This is a genomic window from Mesorhizobium sp. M0001 (genome assembly GCF_040324255.1).
Lineage (GTDB): Bacteria > Pseudomonadota > Alphaproteobacteria > Rhizobiales > Rhizobiaceae > Mesorhizobium.
In genome coordinates this window covers 42429-63711 of record NZ_JAMYVS010000020.1, presented here as the reverse complement: position 1 = coordinate 63711, position 21283 = coordinate 42429, and the positions used below count along the sequence as shown (strand labels likewise).

Annotated in this window: 20 protein-coding genes; 13 read left to right on the top strand and 7 right to left on the bottom strand. The window is 64.3% G+C overall.

Going from position 1 to position 21283, the window contains the following annotated elements:
* Positions 1-56: 56 nt before the first annotated feature.
* Positions 57-2525 (top strand): glycine--tRNA ligase subunit beta, encoded by a 2469-nt coding sequence (glyS, locus tag NKK50_RS29450; protein WP_352544274.1) that lies wholly within the window; start codon positions 57-59, stop codon positions 2523-2525.
* A gap of 80 nt (positions 2526-2605) precedes the next feature.
* Here glyS and NKK50_RS29445 read toward each other — a convergent pair whose 3' ends face one another.
* Positions 2606-2989 carry a hypothetical protein gene (locus tag NKK50_RS29445; RefSeq protein WP_081726860.1) on the bottom strand — a complete coding sequence of 128 codons (384 nt, stop codon included), beginning with the start codon at positions 2987-2989 and terminating at the stop codon, positions 2606-2608.
* 165 nt (positions 2990-3154) lie between these two features.
* Positions 3155-3607 (bottom strand): hypothetical protein, encoded by a 453-nt coding sequence (locus tag NKK50_RS29440; RefSeq protein WP_023684360.1) that lies wholly within the window; start codon positions 3605-3607, stop codon positions 3155-3157.
* Between the two features lie 371 nt (positions 3608-3978).
* Here NKK50_RS29440 and NKK50_RS29435 point away from each other — a divergent pair, with 371 nt between their 5' ends.
* The 3 genes from NKK50_RS29435 (at position 3979) to NKK50_RS29425 (ending at position 7143) form a co-directional block, all read left to right on the top strand.
* Positions 3979-4944 (top strand): L-threonylcarbamoyladenylate synthase, encoded by a 966-nt coding sequence (locus tag NKK50_RS29435; RefSeq protein WP_031209625.1) that lies wholly within the window; start codon positions 3979-3981, stop codon positions 4942-4944.
* Positions 4945-4962: 18 nt separating this feature from the next.
* Positions 4963-6393 (top strand): FAD-binding oxidoreductase, encoded by a 1431-nt coding sequence (locus NKK50_RS29430; protein ID WP_352544273.1) that lies wholly within the window; start codon positions 4963-4965, stop codon positions 6391-6393.
* 183 nt (positions 6394-6576) lie between these two features.
* Entirely contained in the window at positions 6577-7143 is a 567-nt protein-coding gene (locus NKK50_RS29425) for a DUF6101 family protein (protein WP_023668457.1), read from the top strand.
* A gap of 262 nt (positions 7144-7405) precedes the next feature.
* Here NKK50_RS29425 and ubiA read toward each other — a convergent pair whose 3' ends face one another.
* Positions 7406-8389, bottom strand: a complete 984-nt coding sequence (gene ubiA, locus NKK50_RS29420; protein WP_352544276.1) for a 4-hydroxybenzoate octaprenyltransferase — start codon at positions 8387-8389, stop codon at positions 7406-7408.
* Between the two features lie 51 nt (positions 8390-8440).
* Positions 8441-9352: a LysR family transcriptional regulator gene (locus tag NKK50_RS29415; protein ID WP_023702041.1), complete on the bottom strand. Its 912-nt coding sequence runs from the start codon at positions 9350-9352 to the stop codon at positions 8441-8443.
* Positions 9353-9443: 91 nt separating this feature from the next.
* Between NKK50_RS29415 and NKK50_RS29410 the strand changes: the two genes are divergently transcribed.
* Together NKK50_RS29410 and purD are read left to right on the top strand one after the other, a co-directional pair.
* On the top strand, positions 9444-10238 hold the full coding sequence (locus NKK50_RS29410) for a phytanoyl-CoA dioxygenase family protein (RefSeq protein WP_023702040.1): 795 nt from the start codon (positions 9444-9446) through the stop codon (positions 10236-10238).
* Between the two features lie 133 nt (positions 10239-10371).
* Positions 10372-11658, top strand: a complete 1287-nt coding sequence (gene purD / locus NKK50_RS29405; protein WP_352544272.1) for a phosphoribosylamine--glycine ligase — start codon at positions 10372-10374, stop codon at positions 11656-11658.
* Between the two features lie 3 nt (positions 11659-11661).
* On the opposite strand, the gene NKK50_RS29400 is transcribed toward purD, so the two are convergent.
* The gene (locus tag NKK50_RS29400; protein ID WP_352544275.1) at positions 11662-12774 is read right to left on the bottom strand and encodes a glycoside hydrolase family 25 protein; all 1113 of its coding nucleotides are present in this window, start codon (positions 12772-12774) and stop codon (positions 11662-11664) included.
* A 447-nt stretch (positions 12775-13221) separates the two neighbouring features.
* On the opposite strand from NKK50_RS29400, the gene NKK50_RS29395 reads away from it, so the two are divergent.
* Positions 13222-14991, top strand: a complete 1770-nt coding sequence (locus NKK50_RS29395; RefSeq protein WP_023752611.1) for an acyl-CoA dehydrogenase family protein — start codon at positions 13222-13224, stop codon at positions 14989-14991.
* Between the two features lie 31 nt (positions 14992-15022).
* On the top strand, positions 15023-15775 hold the full coding sequence (locus NKK50_RS29390; RefSeq protein ID WP_023738480.1) for a crotonase/enoyl-CoA hydratase family protein: 753 nt from the start codon (positions 15023-15025) through the stop codon (positions 15773-15775).
* 8 nt (positions 15776-15783) lie between these two features.
* Here NKK50_RS29390 and pdxH read toward each other — a convergent pair whose 3' ends face one another.
* Positions 15784-16401 (bottom strand): pyridoxamine 5'-phosphate oxidase, encoded by a 618-nt coding sequence (pdxH, locus tag NKK50_RS29385; protein ID WP_023668448.1) that lies wholly within the window; start codon positions 16399-16401, stop codon positions 15784-15786.
* Positions 16402-16441: 40 nt separating this feature from the next.
* On the opposite strand from pdxH, the gene NKK50_RS29380 reads away from it, so the two are divergent.
* Entirely contained in the window at positions 16442-16903 is a 462-nt protein-coding gene (locus tag NKK50_RS29380; protein WP_023698503.1) for an RT0821/Lpp0805 family surface protein, read from the top strand.
* A 124-nt stretch (positions 16904-17027) separates the two neighbouring features.
* Positions 17028-17957 carry a DnaJ C-terminal domain-containing protein gene (locus NKK50_RS29375; protein ID WP_023692090.1) on the top strand — a complete coding sequence of 310 codons (930 nt, stop codon included), beginning with the start codon at positions 17028-17030 and terminating at the stop codon, positions 17955-17957.
* 19 nt (positions 17958-17976) lie between these two features.
* On the opposite strand, the gene NKK50_RS29370 is transcribed toward NKK50_RS29375, so the two are convergent.
* Positions 17977-18612: a TetR/AcrR family transcriptional regulator gene (locus NKK50_RS29370; protein WP_023743671.1), complete on the bottom strand. Its 636-nt coding sequence runs from the start codon at positions 18610-18612 to the stop codon at positions 17977-17979.
* A gap of 187 nt (positions 18613-18799) precedes the next feature.
* Between NKK50_RS29370 and mddA the strand changes: the two genes are divergently transcribed.
* From mddA to NKK50_RS29355, 3 genes are all read left to right on the top strand, one after another.
* Entirely contained in the window at positions 18800-19534 is a 735-nt protein-coding gene (gene mddA, locus NKK50_RS29365) for a methanethiol S-methyltransferase (protein ID WP_352544271.1), read from the top strand.
* Between the two features lie 219 nt (positions 19535-19753).
* Positions 19754-20575, top strand: coding sequence for an enoyl-ACP reductase FabI (gene fabI, locus NKK50_RS29360; protein WP_352544270.1), 822 nt, complete (start codon positions 19754-19756; stop codon positions 20573-20575).
* Positions 20576-20621: 46 nt separating this feature from the next.
* Positions 20622-21209 (top strand): histidine phosphatase family protein, encoded by a 588-nt coding sequence (locus tag NKK50_RS29355; protein ID WP_023685404.1) that lies wholly within the window; start codon positions 20622-20624, stop codon positions 21207-21209.
* Positions 21210-21283 lie beyond the last annotated feature (74 nt).

The following is a 21283-nucleotide window of genomic DNA, read 5'->3' as shown; positions in this document are numbered from 1 at the left end:
GCCGGAGGCGCGAGGACGCGCAATCAGGGAGAAGGCATGCGGGTGGAGAAACTCTGATGCCGGATTTGTTGCTGGAACTTCGCTCCGAGGAAATCCCCGCCCGTATGCAGCGCAAGGCGGCGGGCGATCTCAGGAAGATGCTGACCGACGGTCTGGTCGAGGCGGGTCTGACCTATGACGCCGCGCGCGAATACTGGACGCCGCGGCGCCTGGCGCTCGATGTCAGGGGCCTGACCGCGCGCTCGAAGGACATCCACGAGGAGATCAAGGGGCCGTCGACGACGGCGCCGGAACAGGCGGTGCAGGGTTTTCTGCGCAAGGCAGGCCTTGCCTCGGTTGCCGAGGCGCATGTTCATTCCGATCCGAAGAAGGGCGATTTCTACGTCGCCCATATTTCGAAGCCGGGCAGGGCGGCGGAAGAAATCATCGCCGAACTGGTGCCGGCCATCATTCGCGGCTTCCCCTGGCCGACATCGATGCGCTGGGGGCCGGCTTCAGCCAAGCCCGGTTCGCTGCGCTGGGTGCGGCCGCTGCAGACGATTCTGTGCACCTTCGGCCCGGAGACCGAGGAGCCGGTGGTGGTCGATTTCGAGATCGATGGCATCCGCTCGGGCAATATCACCTACGGCCATCGTTTCATGGCGCCGGGGGAAATCACCGTGCGCCGCTTCGACGATTACGTGACCAAGCTGGAAGCGGCCAAGGTCGTGCTCGATGGCGACCGCCGCAAGGAGATCATCCTTGCCGACGCCCGCAACCTCGCCTTCGCCAACGGGCTCGATCTGGTCGAGGACGAAGGGCTGCTGGAGGAAGTGTCGGGCCTGGTCGAATGGCCGGTGGTGCTGATGGGCGAATACGAGCAGGCCTTTCTCGCTATTCCGCCCGAGGTGGTCCGGCTGACCATCCGTGCCAACCAGAAATGCTTTGTCACCCGTCCGCAAGGCGACGGCGAAAACCTTTCCAACCGCTTCATCCTCACCGCCAACATCGAGGCGAAAGACGGCGGCAAGGAGATCGCGCACGGCAACGGCAAGGTGGTGCGCGCCCGCCTGTCGGATGCGCTGTATTTCTGGAAGACCGACCAGGGCGATCTGCCCGATCTGGGAGAGCTCGAGGCATCGGCGAAAAAGTTCGGCCTCGATCTGAAAAAGCCGCTCGACCAGCGCATGGCCCGCCTCGACCATCTCAACGTCACCTTCCACGCCAAGCTCGGCACGCAAGGCGAGCGGGTAGAGCGGATCAAGCGGCTGGCGCAAGAGATCGCGCCGACAGTGGCGCAGTCCATCTCCCCCCTCGAGGGGGAGATGGCCGGCAGGCCAGAGGGGGTCGCTTCGGCTGCCGCGACGCCGTCCGGTCTCTCGAAGAAAGAGGGAGTTGGCGCTCCACGCGAGACGACCCCCTCTGTCGCCTTCGGCGACATCTCCCCCTCAAGGGGGGAGATTGCCGCGCGCGCCGCTCGCGCCGCTGTGCTGGCCAAAGCTGACCTCACGACCGAAGCAGTGGGCGAGTTTCCGGAACTGCAAGGCGCCATGGGGCGCAAATACGCGCTGCTGCAGGGCGAGCATCCGTCCGTGGCCGCGGCGATTGAGGAGCACTACAAGCCGCAAGGTCCGTCGGATAGCGTGCCGACCAATCCGGTGTCGATTGCCGTCGCGCTGGCCGACAAAATCGATACGCTGGTCGGCTTCTGGGCCATTGATGAAAAGCCGACGGGGTCTAAGGACCCTTACGCGCTGAGAAGGGCCGCACTGGGCGTGGTGAGGATCCTGATCGAGAATGGGATCTCACTGCCGCTGACATCGCTCTTCGATAGTGCCTATCAAACGGCGAGTTATCTCGCGTCTAAGGCTGGACGGGCCTTTGGCCCCGACCTCCTCGCCTTCTTCCACGACCGCCTGAAAGTCTATCTCCGCGACCAAGGCGCTCGGCATGATCTCATTGACGCCGTGCTGGCAGGTGGTGGAAGCGCGCCAATCTCCCCCCTTGTGGGGGCGGCGAAGCCGACAGAGGGGGGCGCTGTCCCGCCGACCTCTCATTCTGGCGCGCCCCCCTCTGCCCTGCCGGGCATCTCCCCCACAAGGGGGGAGATCGGCCAATCGCACTCGGACGACCTCCTGCAGATCGTGCGCCGCGTCGAAGCTCTGGGGTCCTTCCTCGACACCGAGGACGGCAAGAACCTGCTCGCCGGCGCCAAGCGGGCGGCCAACATTCTGGCTGCCGAGGAGAAGAAGAAAACGCTCGTCGCCGAGACTGTTGAGCCGGCGCTGTTTCGCGAGGAGGCCGAGAAATCGCTGTTTGCAGCGGTGAATCAGGCGGAGAGAGAAGCCGGCGAAGCGATTCAAAACGAAGACTTTTCCGCCGCCATGCTGGCGCTTAGCGTGCTGCGCGAACCGGTTGATTCATTCTTTGAACGTGTTCTCGTGAATGATGAGGACCAGGCCGTGCGCGCCAACCGTCTGGCATTGCTCGCCCGCATCCGCACGGCCACCGACCAGGTGGCTGATTTCTCCAGAATAGCTGGCTAGCTAAGGGACGGACAAGCCCGAACACGGGCGGCGTTCACACGCCGCCCGTCTTGTTTTCAGTCCTCCCGAGGCTGACTCCGTCAGTCCTCCAAAATGCTGACATGCACGCTGTCTGAATAGACGTCGACCTGGATCAGCGGCTCGCCATTGACGATGGCGTTCCGTGTCGAGGAGCTCATCGCGCCACTGCGCTTCAGCATGCGTTCCAGATACGCGCGATCATCGTTGCTGCGGAACCAGTCATCGCCCTGGTCGTCGGCGTCGCGCCGGTGGAACTTGTGCCAGTTGGCACGGTCCTGCCGCACCATCTGTGCTGCGCTGCTCAGCTCATAGCCGTCGCTGGCATGGTGGTCGCGATCGGAAATGCGCGCGACGTAGGACCCTAGCTCGTCACCGGCCTGCGCGCCGCCGACACCTATAGGTGACGCCAGCAACAGGCCGGCAATAATCAAAGATTTCGTCATGTTCATGATAACCCCTCGCTCTCCTACAACCCGGCGCGCTCATGCCAAAACCGATTGGCGAAATTGGGGCCGCCGCCGCCAAGCCGATCGTGCGCCGGGCTGTCGATTGGCGTCAAGCGGCATGGATCGGCCGACTGTCTTGGCCGACTGTTTTGGCTGAATGGCCTACTCGGCTTTGCCGACGCCCTCGATCGGCTGCTGCGGTGTTGTTGCCGGCTGCGGCGCTGCCGGTTGCGACTCGGGCTTGCCGTTCGATGCCGTTGCAGTTCCGGCTGGTGCGGTCTCTGCCGTCGGCTCAGTTGCCGGCGCCGCGGCGCTCGCCCTGGCCGGAGCCGGCGCGGCGAAGGCGCCGCCGACGATGCCGCCGCGAATGATCATCGGATCCTGCCTAGGCTTTTCGGGGATCGCCGCGACCTTTTCATAAGTCACATCGGGCTGGGCATCGCCGAGCGCGACGATCGATGGCGTCGAGGCGGTCCTGACCGGTTCGGATCCGCCAACCTTGATGACCGATGGCGTCGAGGTCGAGACGCCGAGAAAGACGATCGACGAGGCGTGCGCCCCACCGGTCATCGCCGCCAGGGTGAAACCAAGCGCTCCAAGCACACGCATCGACATCGAAACCGTCCCCTTGCCCAACAAGCCGCCAGCCCTAACCCAAGTAGCCTTAACCCGAGTGGATTGATGCCGGCTTGCAGGGAAACATAGCATTTTAGGCATTGATAATTCGCCAACGCCGGCTTGCCCGAAAACCACTGCCGTATTAGAGCAATTCCAGGAAAAGTGAGTAGCGGTTTTCCGTCCGGAATTCCGCAAAAACAAATACTTAGAGCGTTTAAGCGAACAGCTGAACCGCTCTAATGCATGTCGCTCAAAAGTGGCCCCGGTTTTGAGAGAACGACATGCATCAAAACAAAGACCTAAAGCGCGTCGCATGAATCCGGTTCAGCGCGACGCGCTTTAGGTCCGGTGCCTGTGAGGTGAAGCGAGTGGCTGAGATACTATCCGTCGGCGAAGCGATGGAGCAGGCGTTGGCGCTGCTTGAGGGCGGCGACGTGGTCGCCATCCCGACGGAGACCGTCTATGGACTGGCCAGCGACGCGACCAATGGCGTCGGCGTCGCCCGCATCTTCGAAGCCAAGGGCCGGCCGCGCTTCAACCCGCTGATTGCCCATGTCGCCGATCTGGCGATGGCAGAGCGCATTGCGGCCTTCGATCCGCTGTCGAAACGGCTGGCCGAGGCGTTCTGGCCGGGGCCGCTGACGCTGGTGCTGCCGCTCCAACCCGGCAACGGCATCCATCCGCTGGTCACCGCCGGGCTGGACACGATCGCGCTGCGCATGCCCAGGGGGTTCGGCGGCGAGCTGATCGCCAGACTCGGCCGGCCGTTGGCCGCGCCCAGCGCGAACTCTTCGGGCAAGATCAGCGCCACGACGGCGCAAGCCGTCGCGGCCGATCTCGGCGCCAAAATCCGGCTGGTGGTCGATGGCGGCGCCACCCCGGTCGGGCTGGAATCGACCATCGTCAAGGTCGAAGGCAACAGCGTGCGGCTGCTGAGGCCAGGCGGCATCGCTGCCGCCGATATCGAGGCCGTCACCGGCATTAAGCTGCAGCGCGGCGCGACAGCCGGCATCGAGGCGCCCGGGATGCTGGCGTCGCATTATGCGCCGCGCGCATCGGTGCGGCTCGATGCACAGAGTGTGGCTGAAGGCGAGGCCTTGCTGGCCTTTGGTGGCGACCGCGCCGAAGGCTGGCAAGCGGCGGCCGCCTTGCGCAACCTGTCCGCGTCAGGCGATTTGCGCGAAGCCGCAAGCAATCTGTTCGCGTATTTGCAGGAACTCGACCGCAGCGGTGCGGCGACGATCGCCGTCGAGCCGATCCCGTTCGATGGGCTCGGCGAGGCGATCAACGATCGGCTGTTTCGTGCCGCTGCCCCCCGTGACAAGCTCGATTGAGCGCCATAGTTTGCGCCCATGAACGACGCACCCTTCGACCTCGATCCCGCTCTCATCGCCCGCTTCGCGGCAATCGTCGGCGACAAATATGCGCTGCGCGACCAGGCCGATATTGCGCCGTATCTGACCGAGCGGCGCGGCCTATGGCACGGCAGGACCGCCTTGGTGCTGCGTCCCGGCAGCGTCGACGAGATCAGCCGGATCATGCGCCTGGCGAGCGAGACGGGAACGCCGGTCGTGCCGCAAAGCGGCAACACCGGGCTGGTCGGCGCCCAGGTGCCGGATGCCTCCGGCCGCGAGATCGTGCTTTCTTTGTCGCGGCTGAACCGCATTCGCGAGATCGACGTCTTCTCGAACACGGTGACCGTCGAAGCCGGCGTCATCCTGCAGACGCTGCAGGAAGCCGCCGACGCCGCCGACCGGCTGTTTCCGCTGTCGCTTGCCGCGCAGGGCTCCTGCCAAATCGGCGGCAACCTCTCGTCCAATGCCGGCGGCACCGGCGTGCTCGCCTATGGCAATGCGCGCGAACTCTGCCTCGGCGTCGAAGTGGTGCTGCCGACCGGCGAAGTCTTCGACGATCTGCGCAAACTGAAGAAGGACAACACCGGTTACGATCTGAAGAACCTGTTCGTCGGCGCCGAAGGCACGCTCGGCATCATCACCGCGGCGGTGCTGAAACTGTTTCCCAAGCCCAAGGGGCGCGAAGTGGCCTTTGCCGGCCTGTCGTCGCCGGAAGCAGCGCTTTCGCTGTTCAGCCTGGCGATGGACCGGGCAGGGGCGGCACTCACCGCCTTCGAGCTGATCGGCCAGCGTCCTTATGATTTCACGCTGCGCCATGCGCAGGGCGTCACGCGGCCGCTGGCGCAGGATTGGCCATGGTATGTGTTGATGCAGGTGTCGTCGGGCCGTTCGGCCGAGGACGCCAGGGGGCTGATCGAAGAAGTGCTGTCGGCAGGCCTCGAACAAGGCATCGTCGGCGACGCGGTGATCGCGGCCAGCCTGGCGCAGGGCGACGCGTTCTGGAACTTCCGCGAGGTGCTGCCGGATTCGCAAAAGCCCGAAGGTGCTTCGATCAAGCATGATATTTCGGTGCCGGTGGCATCCATCCCGGCTTTTATCGAAAAGGCGGCCGGTGCAGTGGCTTCGGTCAGTCCGCAGGCGCGCGTGGTCTGCTTCGGTCATATGGGCGACGGCAATCTGCACTACAACATCTCCCGGCCGGAGGGCGGTGACGACGAAGCGTTTCTCGGCCTCTACCACGCCATGAACCATGCCGTGCACGATGTCGTGCGCTCCTTCCACGGTTCGATCTCGGCCGAGCATGGCATCGGCCAGTTGAAGCGCGACGAACTGATCGCCACCGCGCCGCCAATGGCGATCGAACTGATGCGCCGGGTGAAGGCCGTCTTCGATCCGGCCGGCATCATGAATCCCGGTAAGGTTATCTGATCCTTTCAACATTTTGTGGCTGGTCTCATTCCGATAACCATCGCCTGAGATCAGCAAAATTTAACTGACTTTCTTAAGCCGGGCGGCAGAAGCTCGCGCTAATGTTTCACACAACGAGGCCGGGAAAACCGGCCCGGAGAGACCCGCAAAACGGCTCTCAGGAGAAACACAGGAAGGCAGCAGATGAACAGTGTATTGAAGCCCGTCTGGGCCGGGCGCAACATGCGCCTCGACCCATTCCGCCTGCCGCAAGTGGTGAGCTATGCCACGCGCGACGACTATGGCGACGTTACCTTCACCATCGACCAGCGCGGCGCCGTCATCCGCCGCACGCTCGAGATGAGCGGCGTGCCGGCGATCATCGCGCTGCCCGCCAACGCGTTTCGCGGCGTCGCCGCCCGCGCGATGGAGGATGCGCAAGGCAATGTCACGGTAACCCTCGAACTCCTGCACAACGACCCGATGCTGTCGGTGCCGCTGCTGGTGGCCGACGATCTCGACGACGTCGCCGCCGACTGGCGCGCCTGGGCCGATGCTTACCGGCTGCAGATGCTGCTGATCGAATCCGACGGCATTGCCCGCACGCTTGAGGAATCGCTCGGCGCCGCCATCAAGGCGCTGCCGGCAAAGGATCGCCGCAAGGGCCGGGTCTCGACCACGCGCCGCCCGCGCTTCCTCGCCCGCCGCAGGGCCGGCAATCTCGGGCTGAGACTGGTGATCGACGGCCAGGAGATTATTTCGAGAGAGTAGCTTGACCGGCGATTGGCGAAACCGCCGACGACAGCCTTCTTCTCACTATACGAGGGTTGAGGAGCGGTCCGCGTAGCGGACGAAAAGCCAATTGCTTGGCTTTTCGAGTGACCAACGCCCGGCAGGGCGATGAGGGGCGGCGCTGACCGAGGCATTTCTCGCAATATCGCCGCTGTGCATCTCACCTCAACTGCAAAGATTGGCGCTGCCCCTCATCCGGCTGCCGCCACCTTCTCCCCGTGTAGTGACGGGGAGAAGGAGATTAAACCAGCGGCTTTAGCGCCACCCACAGCGCACCGCCGATCAGGCCGATGAAGATCAACCAGCCGACCTGGTTGTTGGATTTGAACAGCCGCAGGCATTGATCGGGATCGTCGATATCCAGAACCGCTATCTGCCGCGCCATATGGGCGCCGGCGGCGATCAGCCCGGCCAGCGCCACCACCGGCGCCTGCGCCGAGGCGAAGGCGATGGCGAAGCAGACCAGCGTGCCGCCATAAAGCCCGACCAGCCAGGTCTTGGTGTTGTCGCCGAACAGCCGCGCCGTCGAGCGCACGCCGACGATGGCGTCGTCTTCCTTGTCCTGATGCGCGTAGATAGTGTCGTAGCCGATCACCCACAGGATCGAGCCGATATAGAGCATGATGGCCGGGCCATCGAGATCGCCGAACTCGACCGCCCAGCCCATTAACGCACCCCAGGAGAAGGCGAGCCCGAGCACCAATTGCGGCCAGTTGGTGAAGCGCTTCATGAAGGGATAGACGGCAACGATGACCAGCGAGACGATGCCGAGCGGAATGGCGAAGTCGTTGAACTGCAACAGCACGACCAGGCCCAGCAACGCCTGGATGACCAGGAATATCCAGGCCTGGCGGCGCGTCACCTTGCCGGCCGGCAATGGCCGCGAGCGCGTGCGCTCGACCTTGTTGTCGATGTCCTGGTCGACAATGTCGTTATAGGTGCAGCCGGCGCCACGCATGGCGACGGCGCCGACAAAGAACAGGAACAGGAACCACGGCGACGGCAGCAATGTGAGCAGCGGGTCGCTTGCGCGCGGATAGGCGCTGGCCGCAAGCGCTGCCGACCACCAGCAGGGCCACAGCAGCAATTGCCAGCCGATCGGCCGGTCCCAGCGCGCAAGCTGCGCGTAAGGCCACAGCCAGCGCGGCAATATCTTGTAGACCCAATGGCCGCTCGGCGCGTCGGCGACGCGGCCCTGTGCGGCTTTCGACTGGATGGTTTCCATCGTGCTGGAGTGGCAGCAGCGGCGTGCGCCGTCAAGCGGCCGCATTGTCGCTCAGGCGGTGAAAATATCGTGGCTGGCAAACCATTCCTTCGCCACCTCCGTGAAGGCCAGCGCCGCCTTCGACAGCCTTTGCCTTGTGTCATGGGTGAGGATGATGCACTGCATCGGCAGCGGATCGGACAGCGGCTTGCAGACCAGCGGCAGCCCGTCATAACTCCTGTCGCCATAAGGCCTGGTGTAGCTCACCGCGACGCCGAAGCCGTTGGCGACCATGCTGCGCTGCAGTTCGAACGAACTCGCCGTCGATTGCGAGACCGGCGACAGGCCGCGGCTGAGGAACAGGTCCAGCATATGCTGCCAGCTATGCGGCTGGTCGGTGGTGATCAAGGGATGGGTCGCCAGCTCCGCCAGGCTGACGCTGGCCTGGCTGGCCAGCGCGTGGCCTTGCGGCAGAAGCGCGTGTGGCCGCAGCTCATGCAGCAGGGTGCGGGCGAAGTGCGAGGGCAGGCCGAGATCGTAGGTCAGGCCGAGATCGATTGCCGCATCGCCGAGCCGCCGGCCGAGCGTCTCGAAGGTCTCGTCGCGGACCACCACGGTGACCGCCGGGCAGCGTTGCGAAAAAGCGCGGATCAGCGCCGGCGCGAAATAAGGCGCCAGATCCTCGAAACAGCCGAGCACAAGTTCGCCGCCGACATCGGCGTCGCGCGTCCCGAGCCCAACCAGTTCGTCCGCTTCGGCCAGCACCTGCTTTGCCTTCGCCACCGCGCTGCGGCCGAACGAGGTCAGCGCGATGCCGCTGCCGCGCTGGCGCACGAATATTTTCTGGCCGAGCGTCGCTTCGACATTGTCGATCGCCACCGAGATCGAGGGTTGCGAGACGTTCAGCATCCGGGCGGCCACGGTGACGCTGCCGTGACGGGCAACAGTGACGAGGTAGCGCAACTGGGTGAGGGTCAGGTTCATAGAGTAAAGCTATAAGGGAGATGAGAAGTTATTATTTTACGCGATGTGCGGCGGCCGCGATAGTCGGTCATCGAAACAGGAGAGACATGACATGGCCGCCAGACATATCGATGCCGCAGCGATTGCCGACTACCAGCGCGACGGCGCGGTCTGCATACGCGGCGCCTTCAATGACTGGGTTGGCACCATCGCCGCCGGCATCGAGCGCAACATGCAAAACCGCAGCGCCACGGCCTCGGACATCGCCAACGGCAAGGGCAGCTTCTTCGACGATTACTGCAATTGGGAGCGCATTCCCGAATTCGTCGACGTGGTGCGCAATTCCCCGGCCGCGGAACTCGCGGCAGCGGCGATGCAGTCGCGCAGCGCCCAGTTCTTCCACGACCATGTGCTGGTCAAGGAACCGGGCACGCAAAAGCCGACGCCTTGGCACCAGGACATCCCGTATTACTTCGTCGATGGCACCCAGACCGTCAGCTTCTGGATTCCGATCGATCCGGTCAAGGAAGCGACGCTGCGGCTGATCGCCGGCTCGCACAAATGGGACAAGATGATCCTGCCGGTGCGCTGGCTCGATGACAGCAATTTCTATGCCGGCGAGGGCGATTATCTGCCCGTGCCGGATCCCGACAAGGACCCGTCGCTGAAGGTGCTCGAATGGGAGATGGAGCCGGGCGACGCCATCCTGTTCGACTTCCGCACCGCGCATGGTGCGCGCGGCAATCCGACCGCGGCGCGTCGCCGGGCGCTGTCGCTGCGCTGGGTCGGCGACGATGCGCGCTATGTCGAGCGCCCCGGCCGTACCTCGCCGCCCTATCCCGGCCATGACATGAAGCCCGGCCAGAAACTGCGCGAGGACTGGTTCCCGGTCGTCTTCCAGAGCTGATACCGGCCGGGGACGCCGTGCTCTCGGCGCGACGTTCCCGTGCGCAACCGGTATGGCGCAAGGTAAAACTCTTGACCCGCGCCGCCCGGGGCAATAGCGCAGTCCCTGTCGTGAAATGACAAGGGACATCGGCATGCGCGTTTTGTTAATCGGCTCCGGCGGCCGCGAACATGCCCTGGCCTGGAAGATCGCGGCCTCGCCGCTTTTGACCAGGCTCTATGCCGCGCCCGGCAATCCGGGCATCGCCCACGAGGCCGAACTGGTCAAGCTCGACATCGCCGACCGTGCCGCTGTTGCCAGCTTCTGCCAGGACAACGCGATCGATCTCGTCGTCGTCGGGCCGGAAGGGCCGCTGGTCGCCGGCATTGCCGACGATCTGCGTGAGCAGGGCATCCGCGTCTTCGGCCCGTCGAAGCGGGCAGCGCGGCTCGAAGGCTCGAAAGGTTTTACCAAGGACCTTTGCGCCAAATACGGCATCCCGACCGCCGCCTATGGCCGCTTCACCGATCTTGCCTCGGCGAAAGCCTATGTCGAAAAGGTCGGCGCGCCGATCGTCATCAAGGCCGACGGGCTTGCCGCCGGCAAGGGCGTCACCATCGCCATGACGCTGGATGAGGCGCAAGCCGCGCTCGATGCCTGTTTCGACGGCGCCTTTGGCGACGCCGGCGCTGAGGTCGTAGTCGAGGAATTCATGACCGGCGAGGAGGCGAGTTTCTTCTGCTTGTGCGACGGCACCACGGCACTGCCCTTCGGCACCGCGCAGGACCACAAGCGCGTCGGCGACGGCGACACCGGCCCCAACACCGGCGGCATGGGCGCCTATTCGCCGGCGCCGGTGATGAGCCCCGAAATGGTCGAGCGCACCATGCGCGAGATCGTCGAGCCGACCATGCGCGGCATGGCCGAGCTTGGCGCGCCGTTCGCCGGCATTCTCTTCGCCGGGCTGATGATCACCGACAAAGGGCCGAAGCTGATCGAATACAACACCCGCTTCGGCGATCCCGAATGCCAGGTGCTGATGATGCGGCTGAAGGACGATCTGCTGGTGCTGCTCAACGCCGCCGCCGACGGCCAGTTGGCGCACAGTTCGATCCGCTGGCGCGACGATGCCGCACTGACCGTGGTGATGGCGGCACAGGGCTATCCCGGGACGCCGGAAAAAGGCTCGGTCATTCGGGGTCTCGACGAAGCCGCTGGCGACGGCGTTGAGATTTTCCATGCCGGCACTGCCATCAATGGCGGCGCGCTGGTCGCCAATGGCGGCCGCGTGCTCAACGTCACCGCATCAGGCAAGACGGTGGGCGAAGCGCAAAGCCGCGCTTACGCCGCGCTCGACCGTATCGACTGGCCGCAAGGCTTCTGCCGCCGCGACATAGGCTGGCAGGCGGTGGCGCGGGAAAAGGCCAGCGCCGCCACATAAGCCTCAGCGCTCGCGAACCAGTTCCGTCGAAGCGGTGCTGACCGGGTCGGCGGCCTGCGAGAAGGCGGCCTCGAGCAGAGCCTCCGAACGATACGTGGTCCGCTTCCAGGCGACATACTCGGCAATGCCGAAGCGCGCGCGGCGCGGCACCGTCTTGACCACCGGCATGCGGAAGGCGGCGCGGAATGTCTGCCAGCGCGCGCCGAGCACCGCCACCATTTCCTCGACCGTCGGTGGCGTCGCCACATCGGCGTATGTGATGGTGACTTTGCCGGCGAGCCCGGCCGCGCGCGACACCGGCACCGGTATCGAGGCGAGGTAGTCGGGCGGCACGTCGATCAGGCCGCCGAAGGGCCATTGCTGGCGCAGTGCCGCCGCGTCCATCGGCGCGACGTTGACGTCGATGTCGTTGGGCGTGCCGGCGACGCGGTAGGGGCAGCGCAGGCGCCCGCAATTGGCCTGCGCCGAGAACTGCCACAGCGCATAGCCCTGCCAGTTGCCCATCGGAAAATGCACGTCGATGTCGGGCTTGTAGCGCGCGTACCAGAGCGGCAGCCGCGACAGCAGACGGTATTGGTAGCGGTTGTCGGCGATGTACTGGGCGGTCTTGCCGTTGGTGTAGAGGATCGGGAAACGGCCGAGCCGCCGGTGCACCTGGCGCACGAATTCCTCGGCATCCTCGAGCGACATCCATTGCGAGGGGTCGTTGCCTTCGAGATCGAGGGCGAGCAGATCGTCAGGGGCTGGCTCGGCGAAATCGATGAAACTGTTGGCCTGCTCGAGCGGATTGCCGGGGCGGGCAAGATGATACGCGCCCCATTTCAGGCCGAGCGCCTTGGCCACCACCTTGCGCGTCTGGAACAGCTCGCGCGTCACCGCAAAGCGTTTCCACAGCGTCTTGCAGAGTTTGACGGCGATCTCGTCGCCATAGCAGAAATAGGGCGGCGGCAGCCCGTCGGAGGCCTTGTTGATGAAGCCGACTATGCGCTTGTCGGTGGCAAGCTGCGCCCACTCGATGGAATTGTATTCATAGGCGTCGACTACCAGCGCGCGGTCGCCATCCCGCCAAGGCTCGGAAAAGTCCGAGGCTGTAGCCGCTGACGTCAGCGCCATCATCGCCGCGAGAGCGATCGCTGAGCGGCGAAGAAGATGCGCCGGCGTTTTCAAACAGGGGATCCCCGCTGACCAAACACCGATGGTGGACCGGTATGGTTAAGGAAGTGCTTTCGGGCAGGAGTCCTGTCGCTCTCGCGATTTCGTCATTCTATGGCGAAGCAAGGAGCGAAGCGACCCGGCGCGGACCATAGTATGCATTCCGCGACTTCGAAGCGTTGCCACGGCGCGGAATTCTGCACCGTTGCGCCCCTGGCGCGAGGTCGCGACATGGTACTCGGCATCCGCTACGCTCCCGCTCCACTGTGGACGACGAAGTTCGATGAAAATCCGCGTGACAAAGTTTGACGTTTACGTAAAAAGAAGGTCGGAGGCCGCCCAGAGGCGGATGGTTTTGCATCGGCCCGGGTCCTAGGATCGAGCAGTCGGAGCAGCGGAGGAGAAAGCGGCATGTACAAGGCCCCGGTCGACGACATTTCGTTCACGCTCAAGCATGTCGCCGGGCTCAAACCGGCGCTCGACAGCGGCGCGTTCGGCGACCTCGGCGAAGACCTTGTCGACGCCATCCTGGCCGAGGCCGGCCGCTTCGCCAGCGAGGAAGTGGCGCCGCTCTACAAGATCGGCGACGAGCACGGCGCGGTGCTGAAGGATGCAGCCGTGACCATGCCGCCCGGCTGGAGGGCGCTTTACCGCAGCTGGATCGGCGGTGGCTGGAACGCGCTGTCCGGACCGGAAGAATTCGGTGGCCAGGGCCTGCCGACCATGCTCGGCGTTGCCGCGCTCGAAATGTGGAACTCCGCCGCCATGGCCTTCGGCATCGGCCCGACGCTGACCATGGGCGCCGTCGAGGCGCTGGACAAGCATGCCTCCGAAGCGCTGAAGGCAAAGTATCTGGCAAAGCTCGTCTCCGGCGAGTGGATGGGGACGATGAACCTGACCGAGCCGCAGGCCGGTTCCGATCTCGCCGCCTTGCGCAGTCGCGCCGAGCCTGCCGGCGACGGCACCTACCGCATCTTCGGCCAGAAGATCTTCATCACCTATGGCGAGCATGATTTCACCGACAACATCATCCATCTGGTGCTGGCGCGGCTGCCCGACGCACCGGCCGGCACGCGCGGCATCTCGCTGTTTTTGGTGCCGAAATTCCTGGTCAATGATGACGGCTCGCTCGGTGCCCGCAACGACGTCTTCTGTTCCGGCCTCGAGCACAAGCTCGGCATCCATGCCTCGCCGACTTGCACCATGATCTATGGCGACGGGTTCCAGGGTGCTGCGCCCGGCGCCGTCGGTTGGCTGATCGGCGAGGAGAACAAGGGGCTCGCCTGCATGTTCACCATGATGAACAACGCGAGGCTTTGCGTCGGCATGCAGGGCGTGGCAGTGGCCGAAGCCGCGACGCAGAAGGCGATCGCCTATGCCAATGAGCGCCGCCAGGGCAAGGCATCGGACTTTTCAGGCGCCGGGATGGCGCCGATCGTCCATCACCCCGACGTGCAGCGCAATCTCTTGACCATGAAGGCTTTGACCCAGATCGCCCGCGCCATCTCGTATTCCTGCGCCTATGCCATCGACTTTGCGCGTGTGTCGACAGGCGAGGAGGCCGCGCATTGGCGCGATCGCGCCAATCTGCTGACGCCGCTGGCCAAGGCCTTTTCCACCGATATCGGCGTCGATGTCGCATCGCTCGGCGTCCAGGTCCACGGCGGTATGGGCTTCATCGAGGAGACGGGCGCGGCCGCGCTCTATCGCGACTCCCGCATTGCGCCGATCTATGAAGGCACCAACGGCATCCAGGCGATCGACCTTGTAGCCCGCAAATTGCCGCTTGGCGGCGGCGAGCATGTGCATGGCTATATCGCCGAACTGAAGGCCATCGCCGACGAGGTGCGGACCTCGAACCTGCAGGGCTTCGGCCGCACCGCCGAAGCGCTTGACCAGGCGTTCGACGATCTCACCGAGGCGACGCGCTTCCTGCAGAAGCTGCTGGCCGACGGCCGTCTGGACGAAGCGCAAGCCGGTGCGACCCCCTATCTCAGGCTGATCTCGCTTGCTGCCGGCGGCGCTTATCTGGCGCGTGGCGGACTTGCCCAGCAGAGCCGCATCGCCCTTTGCCGCTTTTTCGCCGAAAACCTGCTCGGCGAAGTCAGCGCCTTGAAGGAACGCGTCATCGATGGCGCCGAGAGCCTCGCTACCGCCGGCAAGGCGCTGATAACGGCCTGAATACCAGAGCGCTCACCAGGGAAGAATGACCGTGACAGACCATATTCTCGTCGAGCGCCAGGGCGCCATCCAGATCATCCGCATGAACCGTCCCGACAAGAAGAACGCACTGACGCGCGCCATGTACGCGACAATGTCCAAGGCGCTGGCCGATGGCGATGCCGACCCGGCGGTTCGCGTCCATGTCTTCCTCGGTGTGCCTGGCGCCTTCTCTTCCGGCAACGATCTCGCCGATTTCCTGGTCATCGCCACCGGCGGTGAGGGCGGCAACGAGGTCTGGGACTTCCTGATGGCGCTGGCCAAAACGGAGAAGCCGATGGTCTCCGGCGTCGACGGCATTGCGGTCGGCATCGGCACCACGCTCAATTTGCATTGCGACCTGACTTTCGCCACGCCGCGCACGGTGTTCCGCACACCCTTCGTCGACCTCGGCCTGGTGCCGGAGGCGGGCTCCAGCCTGCTGGCGCCGCTCATCCTCGGCAGGCAGGGCGCCTTTGCGCTGCTTGGACTCGGCGAAGGTTTTTCCGCCGAACGCGCCAAGGCCGCCGGCCTGATCTATGAGGTGGTCGAGGAGGACGGGCTAGAAGCCGCGGCACTCGCCGCGGCCGGCGCGATCGCCGCCAAGCCGCCGCAGGCGCTGAAGATCGCTCGTGACCTGATGCGCGCCCCGCGCGACGAGCTTGTCGCCCGCATCAAGGTGGAGAGCGAGCGTTTCTCCGAGCGGCTGAAGTCCGACGAAGCGCGCGCCGCGTTGACGGCCTTCATGACGCGCAAGAAGGCCTGAACTTATCCTCAGGGATAAAGCCGTGTCTTGTCCCAGCCGCCTTCGGCGTTGCGCGAAAAGACCAGCCGATCGTGCAGCCGGAATGGCCGGTCGTGCCAGAACTCGATCGCCTGCGGCACGATGCGGAAGCCCGACCAGTGCTTTGGCCGCGGGATTTCGCCGATAGGGTAGCGCGCCGTGTATTCGGCCACCGCCTTCTCCAGGGCAAAGCGGCTTTCCAGCGGCCGCGACTGTTTCGAAGCCCATGCGCCGATCCGGCTGCCGCGCGGCCGCGTCGCGTAATAGGCGTCGGCTTCAGCGTCGCTGACGATCTCCACCGGACCGCGTATGCGCACCTGGCGGCGCAGCGATTTCCAGTGGAAGCACATCGCCGCCTTCATGCTGCCAAGAATCTCGCGGCCCTTGGCGCTCTCGAAATTCGTGTAGAAGACAAAGCCGCTTTCATCGAAACCCTTGAGCAGCACCATCCGCACATCCGGCATGCCGTCGGCATCGACGGTTGCAAGTGCTACGCCGTTGGCGTCGTTGATTTCGCTTTTCTTGGCGTCCTCCAGCCACTCGGCAAAGAGCCGGAACGGCTCGGCGGCTTCGGTAAAGTCACTACTTGTTAACTCAGTGTCACTCATAGTTTTTCTCAAATTGTATCGAGCTTCAGGAGGTTGCCGATTGTCGCGTATCGCGCAAGCTTTTGACAGCGGGCAATGGAGCGTTATCGCTTCGGCCAGTTCGAAAGCCGTGATCGTGATTATCGCACTGCCGCTTGCCGCCTGCGGCGCCGGCGGCTTCAGCCTGGAAAAGGCCGAGGTCGATCGTTCCATCGTCACCTCAAGCGCGCCGGCCAGGGTGACATCGACGGATGCCGACAGCGCTTCCGACCAGACCACGATCGGCAATGCGGTGTCTTCGGCCGACATCGAGGAGCTTCGCGGCCAGGCCGTGCCGTGGGCGAATGCCGACACCGGCTCGCGCGGCTCCATCACCGAACTCGCCGAAGTGCAGGACAACGGCCAAGACTGCCGCAGCTTTACCGCCTCGCGCGAAAGCTTCGACGGCGTCGCTTTGTTCAAGGGGCAATTGTGCATCGCCGCGGCCGGCGGCTGGCACATGCAGGACTTCAAACCGCTCTGATTTTCGAGGTTTGCGGGCATCGCAATTTCAACGCTCGATAAGCCTGCGCGCCACTGGAATTTCTTCCTATGGGAGCGCATATAAGGGCCAACGTGGATTTAACTCATTTTCCAGGGCAGGACGCATGCGCGACCCCTATGAGGTGCTGGGCGTTGCCAAGAACGCATCGGCCAAGGACATAAAATCGGCTTACCGCAAGCTCGCCAAGAAGTATCATCCGGACCAGAATCCGAATGATCCCAAGGCCAAGGACCGTTTTGCCGCCGCCAATCAGGCCTATGAGGTCGTCGGCGACGAGAAGAACCGTGCGGCCTTCGACCGCGGCGAGATCGACGCCGACGGCAAGCCGAAATTCCAGGGCTTCGAGGGTGCAGCCGGCGGCGGCGATCCGTTCGGTGGCTTCCGCCGCCAGCAGGGCGCCGGCGGCTCGCGCTTCGAATTCCGATCGGGGCGTCCGGGCGGCGATCCGTTCGACGGCAACAGCGACATTTTCAGCCAGATCTTCGGCGACGCCTTTTCCGGCGCGCGTGGCGCCGGAACAGGCGACCGCCGCCAGCAGGCGACCGCCGCCGATCTCAACGTGACGCTCGACGTCACCATCGAGGAGATAGCGACCGCCGAAAAGGTGACGGCGATGTTCCCCGACGGCCGCAAGATTGCGGTCAAGCTGCCGGTCTATGTCGAGGACGGACAGACCATCCGGCTGAAGGGCCAGGGCGAGCAGGGGCCGGGACAGCCGGGCGATGCGCTGGTCAAGATCCGTATCCGCAGGCACCCGCGCTACCGCATCGAGGGCCGTGACCTGCATGCCGATCTGGAGGTAGCGTTGGCCGACGCGGTGCTGGGCGCCAAGGTGCCGGTCGACACGCCGACCGGCAGGCTGGCGGTCAACATTCCGGCCTGGTCGAGTTCCGATAAGGTGCTGCGCCTGAAGGGCAGGGGCTTGCCGGAAAAGGCCGGCGGCCATGGCGATCTCTACGCCCATGTTCGCATCATGCTGCCGGAAGGCGGCGACAGCGAACTCGAAGCGCTGATGCGCAGCCGCAAAGGCTGATGCGGCTCGACTTGGCTGGCTAGCTGCCGGGCGCCGCTTCCTCCATCCGCCGGATGGTTTCGCCGAAGCGGCGCAGCGCCTGCCGCACCGGGACATGCGGGCCCTCGATCTCCAGCAGGATCATCGTCTCGCTGCCGAGGAAGGCGGCGCTGACCAGACTGGTTACTTCGGCGGCGGAGAATGGCCCGAGGCCGCCGAACCGCTGCTCCGCCTCTTGCGCCAGTCCGTCCAGCAGTTCGAACCAGCCGCGCAGGTCGCGGCGCACCGCCTTGGCGATTTCGGGGCTCGACAGGCTTGCCGCGATCATCTCGTGCAGGATCCGGACATAGCCGGACGCCAGATCATCGTCGAGGAAATCGCAAGCGCGCTCCCAGCGTTGCCACAGCGGCATCGGTGCCGCAAAGGTCTCCGCCTGGCGCTTCAGCAGGCCCTCGTTCAGATGGTCCAGCAGGGCCAGGAACAGCCGTTCCTTGGAGCCGAAATGGTAATGGATCTGGCTGAGCGGAACGCCGGCGATCTCGGCAACGCGGCGCGTCGACAGATCGGCATAACCGCCTTGATGGAGGCATAACTCGGCGGCCGAAATCAGTTCGGCGCGCGTGTCGCGCTTTTGCTTGTTCTGCGGCGGGGTAACGGCTTCGGCAGCGTCCGTCATGCGGCGTGGCTGCCGCTGTTAGCGGTGCAATCTGGGCGGATCATAGCTTCTCCTGTCCGGGGCTGGACGTCCCTCCACTCTATCTCGGTCGAGCGACCGATCAAGTTGACTCGTCAGAGAATTTATGGTTTTTGACACTGAATTCGGTCGACCGACCGAATCCTGATGCTTGCATGGAGGGGCAGTCATGGCGGGCGTAATCACCCTTATCTACGGCGTTGCCGCATACCTGATTTTTCTCGGTTCGTTTCTCTATGCGGTCGGTTTCGTCGGCAACATGGTCGTGCCGAAATCCATCGATTCCGGAGTCGCTGGAAGTCCGGTCGAAGCCGTCATCGTCAATGCGCTGCTGCTCGGCCTTTTCGCCGCCCAGCACAGCATCATGGCGCGGCCGGTTTTCAAGCGCTGGTGGACACAGATTGTCCCGCACGCGGCCGAACGCAGCACCTATGTGCTTTTGGCCAGCCTCATCCTGCTGCTGCTCTACTGGCAATGGCGGCCGATCCCCGGTCTCGTCTGGACGGTCGAGAACCCGGTCTGGGTCGCCGTCATCCATGGCGTGTTCTGGCTCGGCTGGGCGGTATTGTTGACCAGCACCTTTCTGATCAGCCATTTCGAACTGTTCGGCTTGCGCCAGGTTCTCGCCGCTTTGCGCAAGAGCGAACCGGCGCCGCCCGTGTTCAGGACGCCGCTGTTCTACAAATGGGTCCGGCACCCGCTCTATGTCGGCTTTCTCCTGGCCTTCTGGGCGACGCCGTCGATGACATGGGGCCATCTTCTGTTCGCGGCGGGCAGCACCGGCTACATCCTGCTCGGCATCTTCCTCGAGGAACGCGATCTCGTCGCGATGTTTGGCGATCAGTACCGCCTCTACCGCAAGCAGGTGGGAATGCTCATTCCCTGGCGCAAAATGGCTGGATAGGGCCGATGCGGTGCCGGCCAGCCGATTCGGCTGCCCGGCCTGGGCCGTCAAGGCGCGCTGGCCGCAGTGAGGCGTTCGAATCTCACAACAACCTTATTATCCCCCATTCGTTGTCACGCCGAGTGTCTGAATTGAACGCGCGCCCCGTCTGTGCTTGATGCGCCTTTCTGCCTGTGCGATAGGCACTCCAAAGCAGAAAACCTTTCGGAGAGCGCTGACATGGCGGGTGGACAGGGCCTAATGGCCGGCAAGCGCGGGCTTATACTGGGCGTCGCCAACAACAGATCGATTGCCTACGGCATCGCCAAGGCCTGCGTCGACCATGGCGCCGAGATCGCGCTGACCTATCAGGGCGAGGCGTTCAAGAAGCGCGTCGAGCCGCTGGCGGCGGAATTGGGCGCCTTTGTCGCCGGTCATTGCGATGTCACTGATCCGGCGAGCCTCGACGAGGTGTTTGCCAATGTCGCCAGGCACTGGGGCGGCAGGCTCGACTTCCTCGTCCATGCCATCGCCTTTTCCGACAAGGACGAGTTGACCGGACGCTATGTCGAGACGACGCGCGACAATTTCCTGCGCACCATGGACATTTCGGTCTATTCCTTCACCACCATCGCCAAGCGCGCCGAAGCGCTGATGACCGACGGCGGCTCGCTGCTGACGCTGACATATTACGGCGCCGAAAAGGTCATGCCGCATTACAACGTCATGGGTGTCGCCAAGGCCGCGCTCGAAGCCAGCGTGCGCTATCTCGCCGTCGACCTCGGCGGCAAGAAGATCCGCGTCAACGCCATCTCGGCCGGGCCGATCAAGACCTTGGCTGCTTCGGGCATCGGCGACTTCCGCTACATCCTCAAGTGGAACGAATACAATTCGCCGCTGAAGCAGACCGTCACCCAGGAAGAAGTCGGCGATTCCGCCGTCTATTTCCTGTCGGACCTGTCGCGTGGCGTCACCGGCGAGGTGCACCATGTCGATTCCGGCTATCACGTCGTCGGCATGAAGGCGGTCGACGCGCCGGATATTTCGACCGTCAAGGAATAGTTCTGCCGCGGTTTCCGCCCGCCTGTCCTGATTTCCGGAAGACCTGATGGTTCCGCTCGTCTACATCGTGCGCCATGGCCAGACGCAGTGGAATGCCGAGTCGCGGCTGCAGGGCCAGGCCGACACCGATCTCAACGCGCTCGGCCGCGAGCAGGCGACCCGCAATGGACGGCGGCTGGCCGAACTGATCCAGAACCCTGAGGATTTCGACTTTGTCGCCAGCCCGATGAAGCGGACGCGCGAGACGATGCAGCGGCTACGCTTGGCGATGCAACTCGATCCCGATGCCTACCGCACCGACCCGCGTCTGGTCGAGGTGCACTTTGGCGACTGGCAGGGCTTTACCTATGCCGAACTCGATGCGCGAATGCCGGGCTCGGCGAAGGCGCGACGACGCAACAAATGGAATTTCCAGCCGCCGGGCGAGGGCGCCGAAAGCTACCAGATGCTGCTCGAACGGGTGAAGCCGTGGTTCGAGGCGCTCGACCGCCAGACGGTCTGCGTCACGCATGGTGGCGTCGTGCGGACTCTGTTTCGGATGGTCGAAGGTGTTTCCGAACATGAAGCGGCAAACCTGGAAGTGCGGCAGGACCGGGTGCTCAGGCTGCAGGACGGGCGTCTGGATTGGCTTTAGGTTCGAGCAGATAAAAACAGGACGACCGTCCTGTTTATCCGGGCAGGGCTCCGCCGAGCGGCAAGACCCTGTTC